Origin of the sequence: Spiroplasma phoeniceum P40, from assembly GCF_003339775.1 — a bacterium.
In the GTDB taxonomy this organism is placed as follows: domain Bacteria; phylum Bacillota_I; class Bacilli_A; order Mycoplasmatales; family Mycoplasmataceae; genus Spiroplasma; species Spiroplasma phoeniceum.
In genome coordinates this window covers 909183-926907 of sequence record NZ_CP031088.1, presented here as the reverse complement: position 1 = coordinate 926907, position 17725 = coordinate 909183, and the positions used below count along the sequence as shown (strand labels likewise).

Here is a 17725-nt window from a genome sequence, read left to right as displayed (position 1 = left end):
TTAATTTTTCTTTTCTGTTTTAAACATTTTTATAAAAATCTTTTCTAATACATTAATCACAATGCTATTACCAGCTTGTTTATAAAGTTGTGTTTCTGAAACAACTTTGCTTGCTTTATCAAAGTCTTTATTACTAAACCCCATTAATAATCAACATTCTCTTGGAGTTAATACTCGTAAAAAGTATTCTTTTTCATCAATTAAAAAAGATAATATTTTATTAGTATATTGATTTTGTATTTTATTATCAATCATAATTTTATTGACATTACTTGCTGCGATTGTTCCTATATAATTATTTTCTGTTTTTCAAAACCGATTATATGATCCATTAATTAGCAAACCATCTTTTGCTCGTGGTAAAACAATAAAATTACCATAATCCTTAATTGTTGGAATTGCAATAATTCCTGCGTTTCCTCATCGCATTTGTTTTGTTGTAATTGTATAAGAACATTGTTGAATGATTTTAAGTTTATTGTTTTCAATTGCTTTTTTCATTGATTCTTGTCTAATAAAATATTTTTCATTTACATTGTTTTCTAAAATATCTTTTACTAAAAATTTTAAATTACAAGGTTGGGGATATTGAAATTTAAAATCTTGCTTTAATGTTGATATCATAAACAATCTTTTTCTATTTTGGGGAATTCCATAATCCTTGGCATTCATTGTAAAATATTGATTATGATATCCTAATTTATTAAGTTGATTTTGTAGATTTTGAAATCCAACAAAAAACTTTTTACTTAATAAATTTGGCACATTTTCCATTAAAAGATATTGAGGTTTTATTGGCATTGTTTTTATTAAATCAACAACTTTGTAAGCTAAACCACTTCTATTACCATTTAATCCTTGTCCATTATTATTGGCGTTTGATATGTCTTGACATGGAAATGATCAAGTTATTAAATCGGCATACGGTAAAGTTTCTAATTTGGTAATATCACCTAAATTTGGTGTGTCATAATCATTAAAAATTGCTCGATATGATTTTTCAGCATATTTATCATTATCACAAATAGCAACTATCTTATGTTTAATTTCAATATTTTCTAATGCTTTTCTTTGACTTCCAATTCCAGCAAATAATTCTATTACTTTAATCATAATAACCTCTTTTTATTCTTCTTTATCGATTATTTTTACTTTGCCAGTTTTTTCGTCAATTATGACATTATCGCGATATCCTTTTTCGGTTTTGTGTTCTTTATTGTGGCATTTCATACATAATAGTTCTAAATTTTTTCAAGCAAAAAGTTTATCAATGTTTCAATTAATAAAATCTTGATCGGTAATATATTCTTTGTGATGAACAATAACGCCATTAACTATATATCTTTTTTGATAACATCGTTCACATATTCCCATTTTGCTATTAAAATAATCGTTTCTTATTTTTACTCATTTTTTATTGCGATAAAATTTATGTCTAATTGGACGATTTTTATCATAATCTTTTCAATTATTTTTCATTTTATTAATCAGAAAACATTTCATTAACAGCTTTAGCAATTTCTTCATCATCATTTATTTCATTACTGCTAAATTCTTGTTCTAAATTTAGATTTAATTCATCTTTTTTGTTATTTAATTCAATAACATTGTTATCTTCTTTATTTTTTATGTTAGGATTATCACTAAACTCTTTGCTGTTATTAATAATTATTGCTTGATCATGTTGATAGGCTTCTTGCATTTCAACTGACATAATACCTCATTTTCTTAAAAGTTGGGTTAATACTGTTTTAAGTGCCATTCCCTCATAACTTCCAGCCGTAAATTTTCCGTAAGTTTGATAATTCTTAGAATATGTTTTAAAATGATTTTCGCATTTTTCTTTACTTCAATATAAAGTTTTTTTATAACCATTTAGTAGTTTAAAAAACGCAACATATCCGATTGTTTCTTTTTTTGTTCGCTCATTTTCGTTGGTTATTCATTTAAAATTGTATTCTTGTTCTAATTCATCAAAATTTAATAATTCACCTTGTTTTACTTCTATTGCGTTTATTGTTAAATATTTTCCTGTTCGGATTGCTAACTGAATATAACCCTTATAACCAATTTGCAACTGTCCTTTTCCATTATATGGAACAATATAGGCATATCCTAAGTTAGGATCTAACGGTAAATCTAATAACATTGCTTTTACACAAGCAGATAAAACACTCATTAAATTTATTTTTTCTTTATCAAATAAATTGGGATTATTATTATAAATTGTTAAGATATTTTTACGAAATAAATTAATTTCTTTCTGATTTGTTAATTTTTCATTAATTCAATTATTAACTTTTGAATTATTTAATATTAATTCAATTTTATTATTCATTTTATTTTTTCTCCTTTTTTATTTTTCACAAATAACACAAATAGCAATTATATTTATGTAATTTTGTAAAAAAGCATAATTTTATATTTTTACATTTTAAAAAATGATTACGATATTTATTACATTTTTTCATTATATTTTTTTCTTTCTAAAATTAGATCTAACTTATCATCTTTACAAATAACTAAATTATTTTCACCATAATTTTTTTTAAAATATTCTCATTCCCAAGTTGAATTAATATTGACATCTTCAACATCAATACCAGTTATATATTCACCAAGAGGAGTTTTACATGGTCGTTTACCTTTTTCAGAACGATAACATAAAATATATTTATTAGTTTCCATATTTAATCTCATAAAATCGCATCATCATTATTTTCAAATGATTTATTTGCTTCTATTTCTTCTAAACGAATATTTCTTGTTGCTGATTGGGTCTGATTTATTTTTGTGGGTGTTATGGGCGGTGTGCTATTTTTTAAATTATTATTAGTTTGTAAAAATTGACAACTATAAACTCTTACCGTTCACTGTGTTTTATTTTCTTTGTCTTTAAAAGATTGTAAAATACCTGTAATTGCAATTTGACTACCTTTTTGACAATATTGTTGTAATACACTTGCTTGTTTATTTCAAACTTGACAAGGAATAAAATCAGTTTCTTTTTGGGTTGAATGTGGTCTTGTTACTGCTAATTGAAACATGGCATATTCTTTACCATTTTGTGTTCTTTTAATTTCAATATCTTTTGTTGTTCTACCAATGGCAATAAATTGATTCATACTAATATTCCTTTCTAGTGTTTTGGTTTTTTATTTTCTTTGTTGCATTTAAAGCAATAACCTCAATATTTTAATTTGGGACAATATTTTTTAATTTTCATAGTTTCTTTTCTCCTTATTAGAATTATTTTTTAAAAATGTATGCATTATTTCTTGTCATTCTAACTTTAATTGATTGGTAATATTGAAACGATTTATATTAACGCCATTTTCGTTAATTATTCAAATTTCACCAATATTACTAGTAAAAATATTATTTTTTTCAAGTAAATAATTATATGCTGTAATTTGTATTTTTGCTTTATTAATTTTTTCAGCATTAAAGTATTTTCAAGTTTTAAAATCAACAACAATAGCTTTGTTATTTTCATAATAAATTAAATCGGGAGTGCCACACACTTTTCCGTCTGATAAGGGTATTTCAAACATAATAATTGATTTAATAAAATCGTTTTTTATTCTATTAAAAAAATTATAGAATAACTCAATTATTTTTAAACTTTCTTTTATTGTTGATATTTTTTTACTATTTTTAATAATTGTTTTATAATCTTTTCTATTTTCTGTTTGGAAAATTGCATCATATAAAATCCGTGAAATAAACTCATGAATAATTTTTCCTCTTTCTGTTGCTTTTTTAAAAAGTTCATTATTTTTCATTAATTTATCATATTGAATTTCAGTATTATTAAAATAACTAATAATAGCGGTAATGCTGGGGAAAATAATATTATCTATAAAATAAGAATGGTTATCTTTTTCAAAATTTACATTATATTTTAATTTAATATTATTACTAATAAATTGCATTATCTTTAAAAATGATGTTTCTTTTCATATAATATTTCTAAACCATTAATATTTGGAATTTCATTATTATTTTCTTTAATTGCTTTTTTAATCGCTTCTTCATCAATAGTTTTAATAATAAATTTTTCTGGCACTTTTTCAATATCAATAATATTTATTTTTAAATCTCATCTTGTTTTTAAACCTTTAACTTTTATGTCTTCTTTATTCAAAATTTCAGAAATTAAATTATTTTCTTTATTATTATTTAATTCTTTTAATTGATTTTCAGCCGCATTCATTCAATTAATTTGTTTAGTCAATATTTCAATTTGAATAACATCTGTTTCTAATTTTTCAAAAGATTTAGTAATGTATCTATACAAACTATCAATTATTTTAAGTTCTGATCGATTATTAACAATTGGAGTTATTATTTTTTTAATTGTAGATTTTAATAATACTTTTAATTCAGTACCATAATCTGCATCACTTTTGTTATTAACTTGAAAATTGTTAATATTTTTAATTAAATTATTCAAATTTTTTAAATCATTATCAATATTTTTTAAAAATAATAAATTATTTGCCACACATTTTTTTAATGTTGAGATAATAAATTCATCTTTATTTTTAAAATCATCTAAATCTTTATTTGTTTTAATAATTTGATTTATTTGATTTTCGCTTTTTATTACATTCATTATTTATCCTCCTTACTAGGTAATTTGTCATAATTATTCCTCTAAACTTTCATATTTTTTATATTCAATAATACATCTAATATCTAAATTTAATATATTTCCATAATCTGAACAATATTCATCATGTTCAAATTCATTAACTACTTTAAATAAATTATTATCATCGCAAAACTCCTCTGTTTCACATTCATTACATTCAATATAGTGTAAAGTTATATCACTTTTCTTTAATTGAAATTGCTTTAATTCATCAAGTTTATTTTTAAGTTTTTCATTTTCTGCTTTAAGTTTGTTAAATTTAATTGTTTCTGTTACATTCATTATTCATTCTCCTCACTAGCAATATGAAATAAGGCAACTAGCACATACATAATGCAATTTAGCTTTAAAATTTTGTCTTAATTCTCTAGCAGAACATTCGCTAACAATAAAATCAATTTCTTTTTGTGTATATCTTTCATCTGAAAAAGACCAATAATAACCATCATAAGGAATATTTAATCCGTCTTCTTGACAATCTTCACAATATTTTCTTTTTCCCATTATTTATCCTCCCCAATAACAGTTAATTGGTCTAATTGTTCTTTTGTAATTTTAATACCTTTTAAATTAGCACCTTGTAAATCAGCATATTCTAAACAAGCATCTTTTAAATTAGTACAAGATAAATCAGCATATTCTAAATTAGAGTGATGTAAATTAGTGCCTTGTAAACAAGCACCTTGTAAATCAGCATATTCTAAACAAGCATCTTTTAAATCAGCATATTCTAAACAAGCACCTTGTAAATCAGCTTCTTTTAAATCAGCACCTCGTAAATCTAATGCTTCATTTTCTAAATATTCATTTATTTTTTGTTCTTCAACAGTAATATCTGTTAAATCTTTAATTAAATTTTGTAATGTTTTCATTATTCATTCTCCTCAATAATAATTAATTGTTCTAATTGTTTTTTTGTAATTTTAATATCTTCTAAATAAGCATTTTCTAAATTAACACCCTCTAAATAAGCACCTTGTAAATTAGCACTATATAAATTAGCATCTTCTAAATCAGCACGATATAAATCAGCACCTATTAATTTAGCACCTTGTAAATCAGCACCTATTAATTTAGCACCTTGTAAATCAGCATCTATTAATTTAGCACCTCGTAAATCTAATGCTTCATTTTCTAAATATTCATTTATTTTTTGTTCTTCAACAGTTATTCCTGTTAAATCTTTAATTAAATCTTGTAATTTCTTCATTTTATAATTCCTCCAAATTCTTTTCTTCAATTAATGTATCAATATACTCATAAGCACTTTCTTCTGAATGACATTCTTCTAATGCTTCATTAAATAAACCTTCTTCTGTGTAAACATTGCCATCTTCATCTTTTCACACATTATTCCCATCCTTTAATTGTAATTTTTTGCATATTTCGCATTTTAAAAACTTTCTTTATTAATTTGATTAAAAATTTTTTCTAATTCAACATAAATCATTTGCTTCATAGTATTTTGCCCATATCCATCAAATTCACCATCATTTATTGAAATTAATAATTTAGCAATATTTCTTTTTATTTTTTCCATATTATTTACCTTTTTCATTCAATATCTTTTAAATCAATAATTGCCGTTGATAAGCCATAATTATTATTTTCAATTTTTTCTCGTACTTTTGCTTCTTCTAGTGTGTAATAAGCATAAGTAGTTAAATATTCATTTTTAATAATTAATAAGTATTTTTTAGTCATAATTTAACTCCTCCGAATATTCTTTTATAGTTATGCCACTATGTCTATGTTCCGTAATGCCACAATAACTATTAAATTTAAATGTCATTTCAAAATGACCATGTATTTTAATTTTTTTTAAAGTTTCTAAGGGTTTATTTTTAATTTCATAATCACTAGGAAGGTATATTCTTCTACATTGATTACAATGTTTATAACTTGCCATTTTTTTCTCCTAATTCTTTTTACCTAATGCTCAATGTTCATCAGTAATTTGATCTTTTGAAACTGGATAACTTCTAAGCATTAATTCATTTATTTTGTTGATAGTTTTTTTATTTAACTTTTTCATCTTTACCTCCTTAAAAATTTCTTTGGTTAATTTTTTTTATTATTTTGATACTTAATAAATAAAAAGTTGGTAAGCATATTGTGTTTACAATTAAAACTCCGATTATTATTTGTTCTATATTTAAAATTCCAAGATTTAATCAAAAAAGTATAAAATCGATTGGAAAATAAATTATTAAATTTATTAATAATAGTAGGATAATTTTTCAGAAATTATGACATTTTATTAAATAAATAATCCTTAATAAAATTGCTAATAAACCAGTTCCTAAATTTCAACATAATGATCCTAGCGTAAAACCTCATAATGATAAATCAACTAATAAATGACCAACAAAACCAATAAATAAACATCAATATCAATTTAAAATAAAAGTACTAATAAAAACTGGAATTAAAAATAATGGAATTGATGTTCTTAAAATAATTTGTATTCGCATTACTTGGGATAATACAACCATCATCGCAATTAAAACTGCTATATAATTTATGTTTTTAATTAATAAAAAATAATTATTGTTTTTGCATTTTTTTATATTTAGCATAACTAAGGCCCAATTTTTTAGCTTGTCGTTTATCTTTTTGTTTTTGTTTATATTCTTCATCAATTAAATTAATGTTGTTTAATAATTCTGTTTTTTGTAAGTCAGACAAACCACAATTAGATAATGCAATTAAATAAAGTTTTTGTTTTTGTTGTTCTAATTCTATTTTTTCTAACTTAGCCAAAATTGAAGCAATATTCATTTTTTCTTTCCTTTCTCTTAAAATTCAAATTTAAACTGAATATTTTTTAATCTTTTTTTAATTATTTTGTAATATTCATTATTTATTTCACAACCCAATCACTTTCGTTTTAACTGTTCACAAGCATAAGCCGTTGTACCACTACCTAGAAAACAATCTAAAATTACATCATTTTCTTTACTATATTTACTAATTAATCGATTAAATATATATAATGGTTTTTCTGTTGGGTGTTCTGTTATTTTATAAGCTGATCCTGTTGAATTTTTAAATATTGTTTTTTTATTTTCATAGTTATTTTGATAATTTGGAATTTGGTGTTTTTTAGAGTAAATAATCATACAATATTCTTTATCTTGCAAAATAAAATTATTAGTTGGCATTGGGTTTGTTTTTTCTCACAAATAAAAATCAAAATTCATATTATTTTTATAAACTCAATCTAAATAATCTTTAATTTGTCATCTATTCATTCAAATTAACATAAATTTAGTTTTTGAAATTCGATAAAACTCATCTAAATAAGTATTTATATCAAATGAATTATGCAAATTATTATCATAAATAGCATTAATATATTTATTTATGCTTTTGGTTATATTGCTTTTTTCATTTTTTTGTTCGTTTTCTCTTTTTGATAAATTATATAAATAGGGCGGATCAGTTAATATTAAATCAACGCTATCGTTTTCTAATGTCTTTATAAATTCCAAAGCATCTCCATTTATTAATTTTCCTAAATTTGTTTTAAACATTTTTTCACCCTTTGCCTTTCGCTTCACTTTAAAGGTGAACGCAGGCACTATACTATTGTGTTTTAAAATATGCAGTGAGCTTTATATGTTATGTCTATTTAATATATAATCTTAAAACTTTGTATATTATTTAAAACTTTTTTGGGAATATTTTAATTTAAACTTTTTAAGTCTTTAATTAATTGTTCTTTTTTTTCAACACTTAAATTTGTTAAATTATTTTTATTTGTTTTTACTTTTTTAGGTTCACTTGAAAATAATGCTTTTTTCATATTAGTAGAGTAATTTTGTTTATATTGATTATATAAATTAATTAATTCCGTTCCAGTTAAACTCTTTCAAATATTACGCTTTAAATTTTCATCATATTTTAGAATAGGATAAGAATTATCATAAATTAAACCGATTGCTACTTGATTACAATTTTTTTCACTCTGATAAATAAACTTATTACTCAATCAAAAACCAATATGACGATTATGATTAGGTAAATTTATAAAACTTGCTTTTTCTGTTGCAAAAGATATAAAATTCTTACTAATAAAACAATTTTCTATATTCTTATTTTTCTTAACAAAATTAATCAATTTTATCAAAATCTTTCTTTTTTTTACTTTCTTCTATTGTTCTTTTAAATTCTTTAATTTGTGATATATGCTTTTTAACTTCATAAAATAAAATAATAAATAATAAAAATAAATGTAAAGAAAGAAATAAAATATCGTATATTGTTCTTTTATTTGAAATAAAACCGAAAATAATTAAAATAAAACTAATTAAAGATAAAAAATATACAAAAGAATATAATAAATTATTAATAATAAACTGTTTTTTATTTTGTTTTTTCATTAGTTAAAACCTCCTAACTAAATATTTGTTTAATAAACATTGTTATATTTAATGTTTATCTATTGTTTTTTTTAATGTTTTTATATTGTTTATCTATTGTTTATTTATTGTTTAATAAACATTGTTATATTTAATGTTTATCTATTGTTTTTTTTAATGTTTTTATATTGTTTATCTATTGTTTATTTATTGTTTAATAAACATTGTTATATTTAATGTTTATCTATTGTTTTTTTTAATGTTTTTATATTGTTTATCTATTGTTTATTTATTGTTTAATAAACATTGTTATATTTAATGTTTATCTATTGTTTTTTTTAATGTTTTTATATTGTTTATCTATTGTTTATTTATTGTTTAATAAACATTGTTATTAACATTATTAAAAATATAAAATAGTAAAAATTGGCACACTGAAAAATACTATTAACAAGTTTAATAAAAGAAATATAAAATTAAAATTAATAAATCAAATAACATAACTAGTGTGCCATAGATGAGTTATTCATCTTGTTATATTAGAATTATTTAATTTTACTAAAAAAGATTTTTAAATACCCAGTTTTTCAATCAACTTCTATCCTTGAATTTTCCAAATTATTATAAAGTCAAATTTTTTCTTTGTTTATATACTTAATTTGATTTAATAAAACTTTGTGATTTTCACAAGTTCATAAAATTTTATTTGTTTCAAATTCTTCGGTGATAAATGATGATAATTTATAACAATTAATAACATCACATATTTTTTGTTGTTTAATAATTTTCATTTTTATAAATCAAATTTAATATTAACCATAATAAATATCTTCAAATCATTCTGTTTTTCCGCGATGTTTAACTTTATGAATTCGCTTTGGCATTCCGCATTTACTGCATTTAATCATAATGTTGATTTTTTCCATTTTTAGTTTCTCCATTCTAATATTTAACGATTGATTTATTAATATAACTAAGTGAAACAAAACAAGGACAACACCTTTACTAAGTAGATATATGAATTATTTACTAATTTCTTAATTTAATATGGTTTTTTCTGAAAGGAAACAACTTTTTTATTATTTTAAAAATTATAAATATTTAAAGATGCTGTCCTTGTTTTGAATCAATTAGTTATTTTAGGTTTTTTAAAATAAAAAAACCATTTTAGTAAATGGTTTTAATTATTCTTATTTAATTTCTTTATATTTTTATACCCTACTTTTTTTTATACAGTCCAAAATTCATAGATTAAAATATAAAATAGCAAAAATATATTTTTTTATTGGAAATTATGAAGCCTTATTAGATTTTTTAATTTGTTATTTACCCTATGTTATTGACAACAAAAGAAATTTTTATTAGAAACTATTGAATTAATTAAAAATAATAAAGATGGTATTGAAAATCAAGCATTAAAATATAATATTGGTTGTCATATGGAGGGCGATGTTTCACATTATATTAAGGCTGTTAAAGGTCGTGGTGCAAAAATATATTGTAAAGAAACATTTAATAATATGTTAATTGCTTCAATGTTAAGACTTAATAGCAAAATTAATGAAGTTAAAATTGAAAAAAATATTCAAAATAAAGAAAAAATTAAATTTAATATTTTTTATTTAAATAAAAGACAAAACCAATTTTTATCTTTATAAAAAACTTTTTAAAATTAGTAATAACTTTAAAAAGCACTTTTTATTGTTGCAAAATTCATAATTTTATAAAATTATTTATTTAATTAAAAATTATTTTTTTTAAAAAGTTGAATTTTTTATAAATTTTGTTATCATTTAAGTCATAAGCGAAACTTAATTTGTTTCTAATTACTTAATTTTATTAAAAACCTAAGAATAATGAATACTACCAAAAATTGCAATTAAGTCACAAGCAGGGTCATATTTATTAAAACATCCTCAACGCGTTTATGAAGTTGTTAAGGCAGTGGTTGAAAATGTTACTAAACCAGTAACTGTTAAAATTCGAATTGGCTGAGATGAAGAGAATATTAATTGTGTTGAAATTGCAAAATATTGTGAACAAGCAGGAGCACAAGAAATTGCAGTTCATGCTCGAACACTAAAACAATTTTATTCTGGAAAAGCTGATTGAAATTGAATTAGGAAAGTAAAAGAAAATGTTGCAATTCCAGTAATTGGTAATGGTGATGTTTTTACTTGTGAAGATGCAAAACAAATGTTAAAAGAGACTGGTTGTGATGCAATTATGTTAGCACGAGGAACACAAGGCAATCCATGAGTATTTAAACAGATTCAACATTTTTTAGATACTGGTGAAAAAATTGAGCAACCACCATTAGATGAATGGCGGAATATTATTTTCCGCCATGAAGAATTATTATTAAATTTAAAGGGAGAACGAATTGCAGCAAGTGAAATGCGGAAAAATTTAGCCTTTTATTTTAAAGGAAAGCCAGAAGCTACTAATTATAAAATTCGGGCAACGCAAATAAATACAATATTTGAGTTAAAAATGCTTGTTAATGAATATATTGCCTATTATAATAGTAATATTAGTGTTGCTAAATAGTAAAAAGGAGAATTAAAATGGAGAAACGTAATTTTACAGAACAAGAGCAAATTAGACGTGATAAATTAAAAACAATGGTTAACGATGGGCATAATCCTTTTGTAATTGCCAAGTTTGACCGAACACATACAAGTAAAGAACTTAATGAACAATTTAATCATTTATCAAAAGAGGAATTAGTCACAAGTAGTGATAATATAATAGTTAAAATTGCGGGTCGAATTAAAACATTTCGCGAAGCAGGAAAAGTTAGTTTTGTAACGTTACAAGATCAAAATGGAATTTTTCAAATTTATGTTCGAAATGATGAAGTTTGTGATGAAAAATATCAAGAATTTATTAATTTTGATTTAGGAGATATTATCGGAATTACTGGAATAATGATGAAAACAAACACTGGGGAATTAACAGTGCGAGTTAAAGAATTTGTTTTATTAGCAAAAGCATTGCGTGCATTACCTGACAAATATCATGGAATGACTGATATTGAAGAAAAATATCGTCGTCGTTATGTTGATTTAATTACATCAGCGGAAACAAAAGATATTTTTATTAAGCGTAGTAAGATTATTGCTTTAATGCGAGATTTTTTTAATAGTAAGGGATATTTAGAAGTTGAAACACCTGTTTTACAGCCTATTCATGGTGGCGCAGTGGCAAAACCATTTATAACTCATCATAATACATTAGATATGAATTTTTATCTACGAGTAGCAACAGAATTACCTCTAAAACGGTTAATTGTTGGTGGCTTTGAGGGAGTTTATGAAATAGGGCGATTATTTAGAAATGAAGGAATGGATACACGCCATAATCCAGAGTTTACAACAGTTGAAATTTATGTTGCATATCAAGATATGAATTTTATGATGCAATTAACAGAGGATACTATCTGCTACATTGCAAAAAACATTTTAAATAAAGATGAAACAAAATACGATGGAGTAATGATTTCATTCAAACAGCCATGAAAACGTTTACATATGGTTGATGCAATTAAAGAGTTAGTGGGAATTGATTTTTGAAAACCAATGACTTTTGATGAAGCAAAGAAAATTTCAAAAGAAAAAAAACTACCAATTGAAAAATTTCATACTTCTGTTGGACATATTATTAATTTGTTTTTTGAAGAATTTGTGGAAGATAAATTAATTCAACCAACATTTATTTATGGTCATCCCGTTGAAGTTTCTCCATTGGCAAAAACAAATGCAGAAGATCCAAGATTTACTGATCGATTTGAATTATTTATTAAAGGGCGTGAATATGCAAATGCTTATTCAGAATTAAACAATCCAGTTGAACAATATGAGCGTTTTGTTAGTCAATTAGCAGAACGTGATAATGGTAATGATGAAGCACAAGAATTAGATATTGATTTTATTGAAGCATTGGAATATGGAATGCCACCAACAGGTGGTTTAGGAATTGGAATTGATCGCCTAGTTATGTTATTAACAGGACAAGATTCAATTAAAGATGTATTATTATTTCCCCACATGCGACCAAGAGGAAAATAGGTGATTGTATGGCATTTGGTATTGAAATTGGTTATAGTTCAATTTTAACATTACGTGAAACAGTAGAAGCAATTAGTTTAATTAAACGTGAATTAGTTTGTCGTTTTATTATTCAATTTAATTTATTAAAAGTTGATGCGCCTTTAATTACTACAGAAGAAAAAGGGTTTAATGATGATTTTCGAATGACAGAACGGCCAATTGATTTTGATATTTCACCAACTAATTTGGTTGGTGAAATATTACAGTCACACAATAAATGGCGACGAAATGCAATTAAACAATATGAATTGTTAGAAAACGAAGGAATTTTAACAACGGCAATTGTTTTGCGTCGTGATATTAAGCAATCAAATAGCCAAGCAGTAAGTTTTAGCGAAATTGGATTTGATTTATTATTAGAAGAAAAAGACATTACATTATTAAAAATTAAACAAACAATTGATAAAGCAACTAATATTGTTAGTGATGTAGAAGACATTTTATTATTAAAATTTCCGCAATTAAATAAGAAATTTAAGAAAAAATTAAATTGAACAAGTCAAATTGAATTACAAAAAGCAATGCGATTATTAAGTTATCAAGAACGCTTGAACCGCTATACAAGAGAAAATGGTGCTACAATCCTCTATGGTTTAAAAAATAGTATTACTAATAATACGATTGAAATTAGTGAATCGCAAGATGTTTTTAATTGGGAACTCTATGCGAAAATTTTTGTTTATGATTTTGTGTTAGAAAAAGCTACTTGTATTGGTTATTGTGCTGCTAATGTTAATCGTGATGTTTTAAAAAGTCAATTAGCAGTAACAAAAGAAACAAGTAAATTAAGAACAGAATATGATGCAAAAGTAGCAACAAATGACTTACCAGTGACACTTTCGTTCGGACTTTTTAAGTCACAATTAGATTTATTTTTATTAGAAAAACAACATATTGGTGAAGTTATTGCTTCGGTTTGAAGTGATGATTTTTTAGAATATGTTAAGAAAAATGGAATTGAAATTTTATAAATGAAAAATTATACGGGAATAATTGTGGCAGCTGGGAAGTCATCACGTTTTAATCAGAAGGACAATAAGTTGCTATATCAACTTGATAATAAACAAACTATTATTGAACAAACATTAATGTTATTTTTAAGTGATCCACTTTGTACAGAAATTATTGTTGGTGTTAATGAAGAAATTTTAACTTTTTTATTGAAAAAAAATTACCAAGCAAAAAATATCCAATTTATTATGGGTGGCATAGAACGAGTTGATACGATTTATCAATGTTTAATTAATCATAAAATTAGTAATAAAATTATAATGATTCATGATGGTGTGCGTTGTTTTACTAGTTTAACTTTTATTAATCAATTAAATCAAGTTTTTCAACAAAAAAATTATGAAGTGCTAATTCCAATTTTACCAATTACTGAAACCCTTAAAAAAGTTAAAAATAATTTTATTGAAAAAACATTACCTCGAGAAGAATATTTTACAATTCAGACGCCACAAGTTTTTAAAGCAAGATTATTATATCAAGTTTATGACAGATATTTTCAAACTAAAAATAGAACAATAATTTATGATGATAGTTATTTAGTAGAGTTATTTTCACCAGAAACAAAAATTCATACAATTTATGGTGAAAAACAAAACATTAAATTAACTTATGTTGATGATTTAAAATTATTAAAATTATTAAAATAACGCTTACAATTAAAGGGAATATAAGGTATAATAGTTTGTGAGTTAATAGTGCTTGAATTATAATTATTAGCTCCTTGTCCGAATAGGACCTAGACCAAAAGGAGGAAAATAAAATGCGTAAATATGAAATTATGTATATATTAAATCCCGAAGCAACTAATTTGGATGAATTAGAAATTAAATTACACCAAATTTTAGAAGCTAATGGGGGAAAAATAGAAGAACACGGAAAATGAGGAATTAAAGATTTAGTATATCCGATTAAAAAGAAAACAAAAGGATATTATGGAGTATTAATTGTTAATACAACATCAGAAAACATTGATGAATTTGTTCGAATTAGTCATATTGAACAAGATGTATTACGAATTTTAGTAATTAATACAGAAAAAGAAAAAAGATATATTCAATCAACTGTTTATGCAAAAACAGAAGTTAAGAATGATAAACAAGACCGTGATCGTAGACCAGGGAATAAAAAAACTGATTATAAACGTCATGAACAACGTTCAGAAGGTGAAGAAGCAAAACCAGAAAATGCACCAACTGAAACAAAAGAATAAAAAATTAGGAGTGTGCAAGAGTTATGTTAAATCGAGTTTCATTAGTAGGAAGATTAACCCGTGATTTAGAATTAAAAAATTCTGTTAATGGTAAACCATTTGTTGCTTTTACATTAGCAGTAAATAATAGTTTTAATAACCAAGCTTCGTTTATTCCTTGCTTTGCTTGGAATAAAACGGCAGAAAATATGGCCCGTTATTTAAAAAAAGGATCATTAATTGCATTAGATGGACGTTTACAAACGAGAAGTAATAATGTTAATGGTCAAGTTACAACAATTGTTCAAGTAATTGCTGATATGGTTTCTTTTTTAGATTCAAAAGGTGCTAGTGCTGCTACTAACATTGGTGGTCCATCAATGCCAATTGCTAATGATTTTTCTAACACAACTTTTGAACAACCAGAACCACAAGATGATAATAATATTACTTTTGATGGCGATGATGCAATTTTATGAGATTAAAAAGAAAGGAAAAAGAAAATGAATCCAAAATTTAAACGTTTTAAAAAACAATGTTATTTTACAAAAAATAAAATAACATACATTGATTATAAAGATATTGAATTATTAAAAAAATTTATTTCTGGTAATGGGCAAATTTTGCCAAAACGAGTAACAGGAACAACTGCTAAAAATCAAAGAATGTTAGCAACAGCAATTAAAAGAGCTCGTCAAATGGCTTTATTACCATTTGTTATTGATTAAAAAATACTTACTTTTGTGAGTATTTTTTCTTTTTTCGTGTAGAATTAATATGATATATCATAGGCAGTAAAAAAGAGTTAAGGGATGACATTATGAAACAAAATCCAAGATTTATTAATGTTTTTAGAAAAGATGCAAAAGAAAAAATAGCAAAAAATTGACTACAAATAATTAAGTATATGATTAAGTATATGCTAATTTGCTTTGTGCATTTTTTGTGTGGTTTTATTTGTTGCTGAGCTTTTTGAAACCCATTAACAAAAATTGGTAATATTCCTATGGCAATTGTTGACAATGATAGACCACCTTGTATCGCCTATGTTTTTCAGAAACAAGGAACTGATGAAAATAACTTATTAACTTCGCCAACTGTTGAATATTTTAATTCTGACACATTAGCAGTTTGTCAAGAAAAAGCACAAGAATAATTTGATAATAATAGAGATATTGATAAAGATCTTTATAAATTGCAATATCGTTATGATAGCATGGTGAATTTATCTGTTACAAATAATAAATTTTATAATATTAATACAAAAGCATTATAATTAGACCAAAATGGTATGACCATTAAATTAAATTATTTGTATGGTGATGAAACTATGTTTAAACCAGCTGATAAATATTGGGCTCAATTGCAAGTTAATAGTGGTTTTACAGAAAATATTTTTAAATTAATGCGGTGCTATTGGTAATCATATTCCAACAGAAGTTATTAAAACTTTAGAATATTTAATAGAAAACATTCCTCAGTTTTGATCAACATATAAACAAAATTTTTTACCTGGACAAGTGTTATATACATTTACCCAAATTAAAACTGATTTAGTTGATTCTGCCTTACCAGAGGTATTAGGTACTTCAATGTTCTGAGCTTTTGCGCAATGAGATGAATCAACTAATAGATATTATTTAACTGGTCGTGATTTTAGCAATTATTTAGAAAAAATTTTATTAATTATTGGTCCTAATACTTCAATTGGAAAAGTAATCTTAGACTATGTTGAAAAAAACATCAACAATATTATGAAATTGTTAAAAAAAAATTGGAAGTAATTGAAAGCGAAGGGAAACAATTTATTGATAGCTTTGTTCGTGAGATTTTTCCTAATTTGGATGAACATATAACTTGACCAAAATATAGTGCAAGAGCACAACAAGTAATTCGTGATTGAGCAAATTTAAATTCATCAATTTTTCAAGTTCCAGTTCATATTCAAGGTTACCAATATGGGGAATATGGAATTGGTTTAGGTAAATTTTTTATAGCGATTGCAATGTGAGTTGGTGTTTTAATGCAAACATTTATTTTTGACCGTACTTGTCGAACAAAAATAGCTCGTTGATATCAACACTATTTTTCAAAATTGTTACTAATGTTAATTACAATAGTACTTCAAACCACAATTCTTGCACTTTTTTTGTTACAATAGGGTTAGTAGGAACCTATTATCGTTTTTTAAAAATAAAATATGGGACATTCAAGATAAAAGTAATTTATGAAGTAATGAATCATATTGATAGTGTTAAAGATTATAAAAAAAATACTAGTACATTAAATTATTTGACAAAAGAAGAACAAACTTTAATAAAAGCAGAGGTTTTTGCACAATTAGCGACAAAACAACAGAAAAAGAAATTAAAAAAACAGCATAAATAATTAA

General features: G+C 23.9%; 34 protein-coding genes. 13 read left to right on the top strand and 21 right to left on the bottom strand.

Annotation, left to right across the window (positions count from 1 at the left end):
• The 21 genes from dcm to SDAV_RS05660 all read right to left on the bottom strand — a co-directional run bounded on the left by dcm (window position 1) and on the right by SDAV_RS05660 (window position 9812).
• Window positions 1–1113: a DNA (cytosine-5-)-methyltransferase gene (dcm, locus tag SDAV_RS05745; RefSeq protein WP_114564887.1), complete on the bottom strand. Its 1113-nt coding sequence runs from the start codon at window positions 1111–1113 to the stop codon at window positions 1–3.
• A gap of 12 nt (window positions 1114–1125) precedes the next feature.
• The gene (locus tag SDAV_RS05740; RefSeq protein WP_071937496.1) at window positions 1126–1479 is read right to left on the bottom strand and encodes an HNH endonuclease; all 354 of its coding nucleotides are present in this window, start codon (window positions 1477–1479) and stop codon (window positions 1126–1128) included.
• A 4-nt stretch (window positions 1480–1483) separates the two neighbouring features.
• The gene (locus SDAV_RS05735; RefSeq protein WP_114564886.1) at window positions 1484–2338 is read right to left on the bottom strand and encodes a recombinase RecT; all 855 of its coding nucleotides are present in this window, start codon (window positions 2336–2338) and stop codon (window positions 1484–1486) included.
• 119 nt (window positions 2339–2457) lie between these two features.
• On the bottom strand, window positions 2458–2700 hold the full coding sequence (locus SDAV_RS05730) for a hypothetical protein (RefSeq protein ID WP_105298834.1): 243 nt from the start codon (window positions 2698–2700) through the stop codon (window positions 2458–2460).
• The gene (locus tag SDAV_RS05725) at window positions 2691–3125 is read right to left on the bottom strand and encodes a single-stranded DNA-binding protein (RefSeq protein ID WP_114564113.1); all 435 of its coding nucleotides are present in this window, start codon (window positions 3123–3125) and stop codon (window positions 2691–2693) included. The genes SDAV_RS05730 and SDAV_RS05725 overlap by 10 nt, the downstream gene beginning before the upstream one ends.
• A gap of 90 nt (window positions 3126–3215) precedes the next feature.
• A complete protein-coding gene (locus SDAV_RS05720; RefSeq protein ID WP_053391426.1) occupies window positions 3216–3935 on the bottom strand; it encodes a PD-(D/E)XK nuclease family protein in 720 nt (239 codons plus the stop codon).
• Window positions 3936–3940: 5 nt separating this feature from the next.
• Window positions 3941–4618 (bottom strand): hypothetical protein, encoded by a 678-nt coding sequence (locus SDAV_RS05715; protein ID WP_114564885.1) that lies wholly within the window; start codon window positions 4616–4618, stop codon window positions 3941–3943.
• Between the two features lie 33 nt (window positions 4619–4651).
• A complete protein-coding gene (locus SDAV_RS05710) occupies window positions 4652–4939 on the bottom strand; it encodes a hypothetical protein (RefSeq protein WP_114564884.1) in 288 nt (95 codons plus the stop codon).
• A gap of 15 nt (window positions 4940–4954) precedes the next feature.
• On the bottom strand, window positions 4955–5161 hold the full coding sequence (locus tag SDAV_RS05705; protein ID WP_114564883.1) for a hypothetical protein: 207 nt from the start codon (window positions 5159–5161) through the stop codon (window positions 4955–4957).
• Window positions 5161–5529 (bottom strand): pentapeptide repeat-containing protein, encoded by a 369-nt coding sequence (locus SDAV_RS05700; protein WP_114564882.1) that lies wholly within the window; start codon window positions 5527–5529, stop codon window positions 5161–5163. Before SDAV_RS05700 ends, SDAV_RS05705 begins: the two co-directional genes overlap by 1 nt.
• Window positions 5529–5867, bottom strand: coding sequence for a pentapeptide repeat-containing protein (locus SDAV_RS05695; RefSeq protein WP_114564881.1), 339 nt, complete (start codon window positions 5865–5867; stop codon window positions 5529–5531). The genes SDAV_RS05700 and SDAV_RS05695 overlap by 1 nt, the downstream gene beginning before the upstream one ends.
• 1 nt (window position 5868) lies before the next feature.
• Window positions 5869–6006 (bottom strand): hypothetical protein, encoded by a 138-nt coding sequence (locus tag SDAV_RS12010; protein WP_186823326.1) that lies wholly within the window; start codon window positions 6004–6006, stop codon window positions 5869–5871.
• A 44-nt stretch (window positions 6007–6050) separates the two neighbouring features.
• A complete protein-coding gene (locus tag SDAV_RS12005) occupies window positions 6051–6197 on the bottom strand; it encodes a hypothetical protein (RefSeq protein ID WP_186823325.1) in 147 nt (48 codons plus the stop codon).
• A gap of 5 nt (window positions 6198–6202) precedes the next feature.
• Entirely contained in the window at window positions 6203–6361 is a 159-nt protein-coding gene (locus SDAV_RS12000) for a hypothetical protein (protein WP_162475811.1), read from the bottom strand.
• On the bottom strand, window positions 6354–6566 hold the full coding sequence (locus SDAV_RS05690; protein ID WP_114564880.1) for a hypothetical protein: 213 nt from the start codon (window positions 6564–6566) through the stop codon (window positions 6354–6356). The genes SDAV_RS12000 and SDAV_RS05690 overlap by 8 nt, the downstream gene beginning before the upstream one ends.
• A gap of 136 nt (window positions 6567–6702) precedes the next feature.
• A complete protein-coding gene (locus SDAV_RS05685; RefSeq protein ID WP_114564879.1) occupies window positions 6703–7236 on the bottom strand; it encodes a hypothetical protein in 534 nt (177 codons plus the stop codon).
• Window positions 7205–7438 carry a hypothetical protein gene (locus SDAV_RS05680; RefSeq protein WP_114564878.1) on the bottom strand — a complete coding sequence of 78 codons (234 nt, stop codon included), beginning with the start codon at window positions 7436–7438 and terminating at the stop codon, window positions 7205–7207. Before SDAV_RS05680 ends, SDAV_RS05685 begins: the two co-directional genes overlap by 32 nt.
• A 17-nt stretch (window positions 7439–7455) precedes the next feature.
• Entirely contained in the window at window positions 7456–8193 is a 738-nt protein-coding gene (locus SDAV_RS05675; RefSeq protein WP_114564877.1) for a DNA-methyltransferase, read from the bottom strand.
• A 152-nt stretch (window positions 8194–8345) separates the two neighbouring features.
• On the bottom strand, window positions 8346–8780 hold the full coding sequence (locus tag SDAV_RS05670) for a DUF3627 domain-containing protein (protein WP_114564124.1): 435 nt from the start codon (window positions 8778–8780) through the stop codon (window positions 8346–8348).
• The gene (locus SDAV_RS05665; protein ID WP_114564125.1) at window positions 8773–9042 is read right to left on the bottom strand and encodes a hypothetical protein; all 270 of its coding nucleotides are present in this window, start codon (window positions 9040–9042) and stop codon (window positions 8773–8775) included. The genes SDAV_RS05670 and SDAV_RS05665 overlap by 8 nt, the downstream gene beginning before the upstream one ends.
• Before the next feature lie 524 nt (window positions 9043–9566).
• Window positions 9567–9812 carry a hypothetical protein gene (locus SDAV_RS05660; protein WP_105298802.1) on the bottom strand — a complete coding sequence of 82 codons (246 nt, stop codon included), beginning with the start codon at window positions 9810–9812 and terminating at the stop codon, window positions 9567–9569.
• 528 nt (window positions 9813–10340) lie between these two features.
• Here SDAV_RS05660 and SDAV_RS05655 point away from each other — a divergent pair.
• The 13 genes from SDAV_RS05655 to SDAV_RS11995 all read left to right on the top strand — a co-directional run bounded on the left by SDAV_RS05655 (window position 10341) and on the right by SDAV_RS11995 (window position 17721).
• Window positions 10341–10679 carry a hypothetical protein gene (locus SDAV_RS05655; RefSeq protein ID WP_114564876.1) on the top strand — a complete coding sequence of 113 codons (339 nt, stop codon included), beginning with the start codon at window positions 10341–10343 and terminating at the stop codon, window positions 10677–10679.
• Window positions 10680–10881: 202 nt separating this feature from the next.
• Window positions 10882–11571, top strand: a complete 690-nt coding sequence (locus SDAV_RS05650; RefSeq protein ID WP_334199353.1) for a tRNA dihydrouridine synthase — start codon at window positions 10882–10884, stop codon at window positions 11569–11571.
• A gap of 17 nt (window positions 11572–11588) precedes the next feature.
• On the top strand, window positions 11589–13091 hold the full coding sequence (gene lysS / locus SDAV_RS05645; RefSeq protein WP_114564875.1) for a lysine--tRNA ligase: 1503 nt from the start codon (window positions 11589–11591) through the stop codon (window positions 13089–13091).
• Window positions 13092–13099: 8 nt separating this feature from the next.
• Entirely contained in the window at window positions 13100–14104 is a 1005-nt protein-coding gene (locus SDAV_RS05640) for a class-II aminoacyl-tRNA synthetase family protein (RefSeq protein ID WP_114564874.1), read from the top strand.
• Window positions 14105–14791, top strand: a complete 687-nt coding sequence (locus SDAV_RS05635) for an IspD/TarI family cytidylyltransferase (protein WP_114564873.1) — start codon at window positions 14105–14107, stop codon at window positions 14789–14791. It abuts the gene before it with no gap.
• 113 nt (window positions 14792–14904) lie between these two features.
• The gene (gene rpsF / locus SDAV_RS05630) at window positions 14905–15354 is read left to right on the top strand and encodes a 30S ribosomal protein S6 (RefSeq protein ID WP_114564872.1); all 450 of its coding nucleotides are present in this window, start codon (window positions 14905–14907) and stop codon (window positions 15352–15354) included.
• Between the two features lie 23 nt (window positions 15355–15377).
• Window positions 15378–15818 (top strand): single-stranded DNA-binding protein, encoded by a 441-nt coding sequence (locus tag SDAV_RS05625; protein WP_114564871.1) that lies wholly within the window; start codon window positions 15378–15380, stop codon window positions 15816–15818.
• Window positions 15819–15836: 18 nt separating this feature from the next.
• Window positions 15837–16061, top strand: coding sequence for a 30S ribosomal protein S18 (rpsR, locus tag SDAV_RS05620; protein ID WP_114564870.1), 225 nt, complete (start codon window positions 15837–15839; stop codon window positions 16059–16061).
• Window positions 16062–16153: 92 nt separating this feature from the next.
• Entirely contained in the window at window positions 16154–16489 is a 336-nt protein-coding gene (locus SDAV_RS13275) for a YhgE/Pip domain-containing protein (protein ID WP_245938303.1), read from the top strand.
• A 135-nt stretch (window positions 16490–16624) separates the two neighbouring features.
• A complete protein-coding gene (locus SDAV_RS14040) occupies window positions 16625–16756 on the top strand; it encodes a hypothetical protein (RefSeq protein ID WP_281268770.1) in 132 nt (43 codons plus the stop codon).
• A gap of 97 nt (window positions 16757–16853) precedes the next feature.
• Window positions 16854–17117 (top strand): hypothetical protein, encoded by a 264-nt coding sequence (locus SDAV_RS13270; RefSeq protein WP_245938302.1) that lies wholly within the window; start codon window positions 16854–16856, stop codon window positions 17115–17117.
• A complete protein-coding gene (locus SDAV_RS13265) occupies window positions 17108–17494 on the top strand; it encodes an ABC-2 transporter permease (protein ID WP_245938301.1) in 387 nt (128 codons plus the stop codon). Before SDAV_RS13270 ends, SDAV_RS13265 begins: the two co-directional genes overlap by 10 nt.
• A 74-nt stretch (window positions 17495–17568) precedes the next feature.
• Entirely contained in the window at window positions 17569–17721 is a 153-nt protein-coding gene (locus tag SDAV_RS11995; RefSeq protein WP_186823324.1) for a hypothetical protein, read from the top strand.
• Window positions 17722–17725 lie beyond the last annotated feature (4 nt).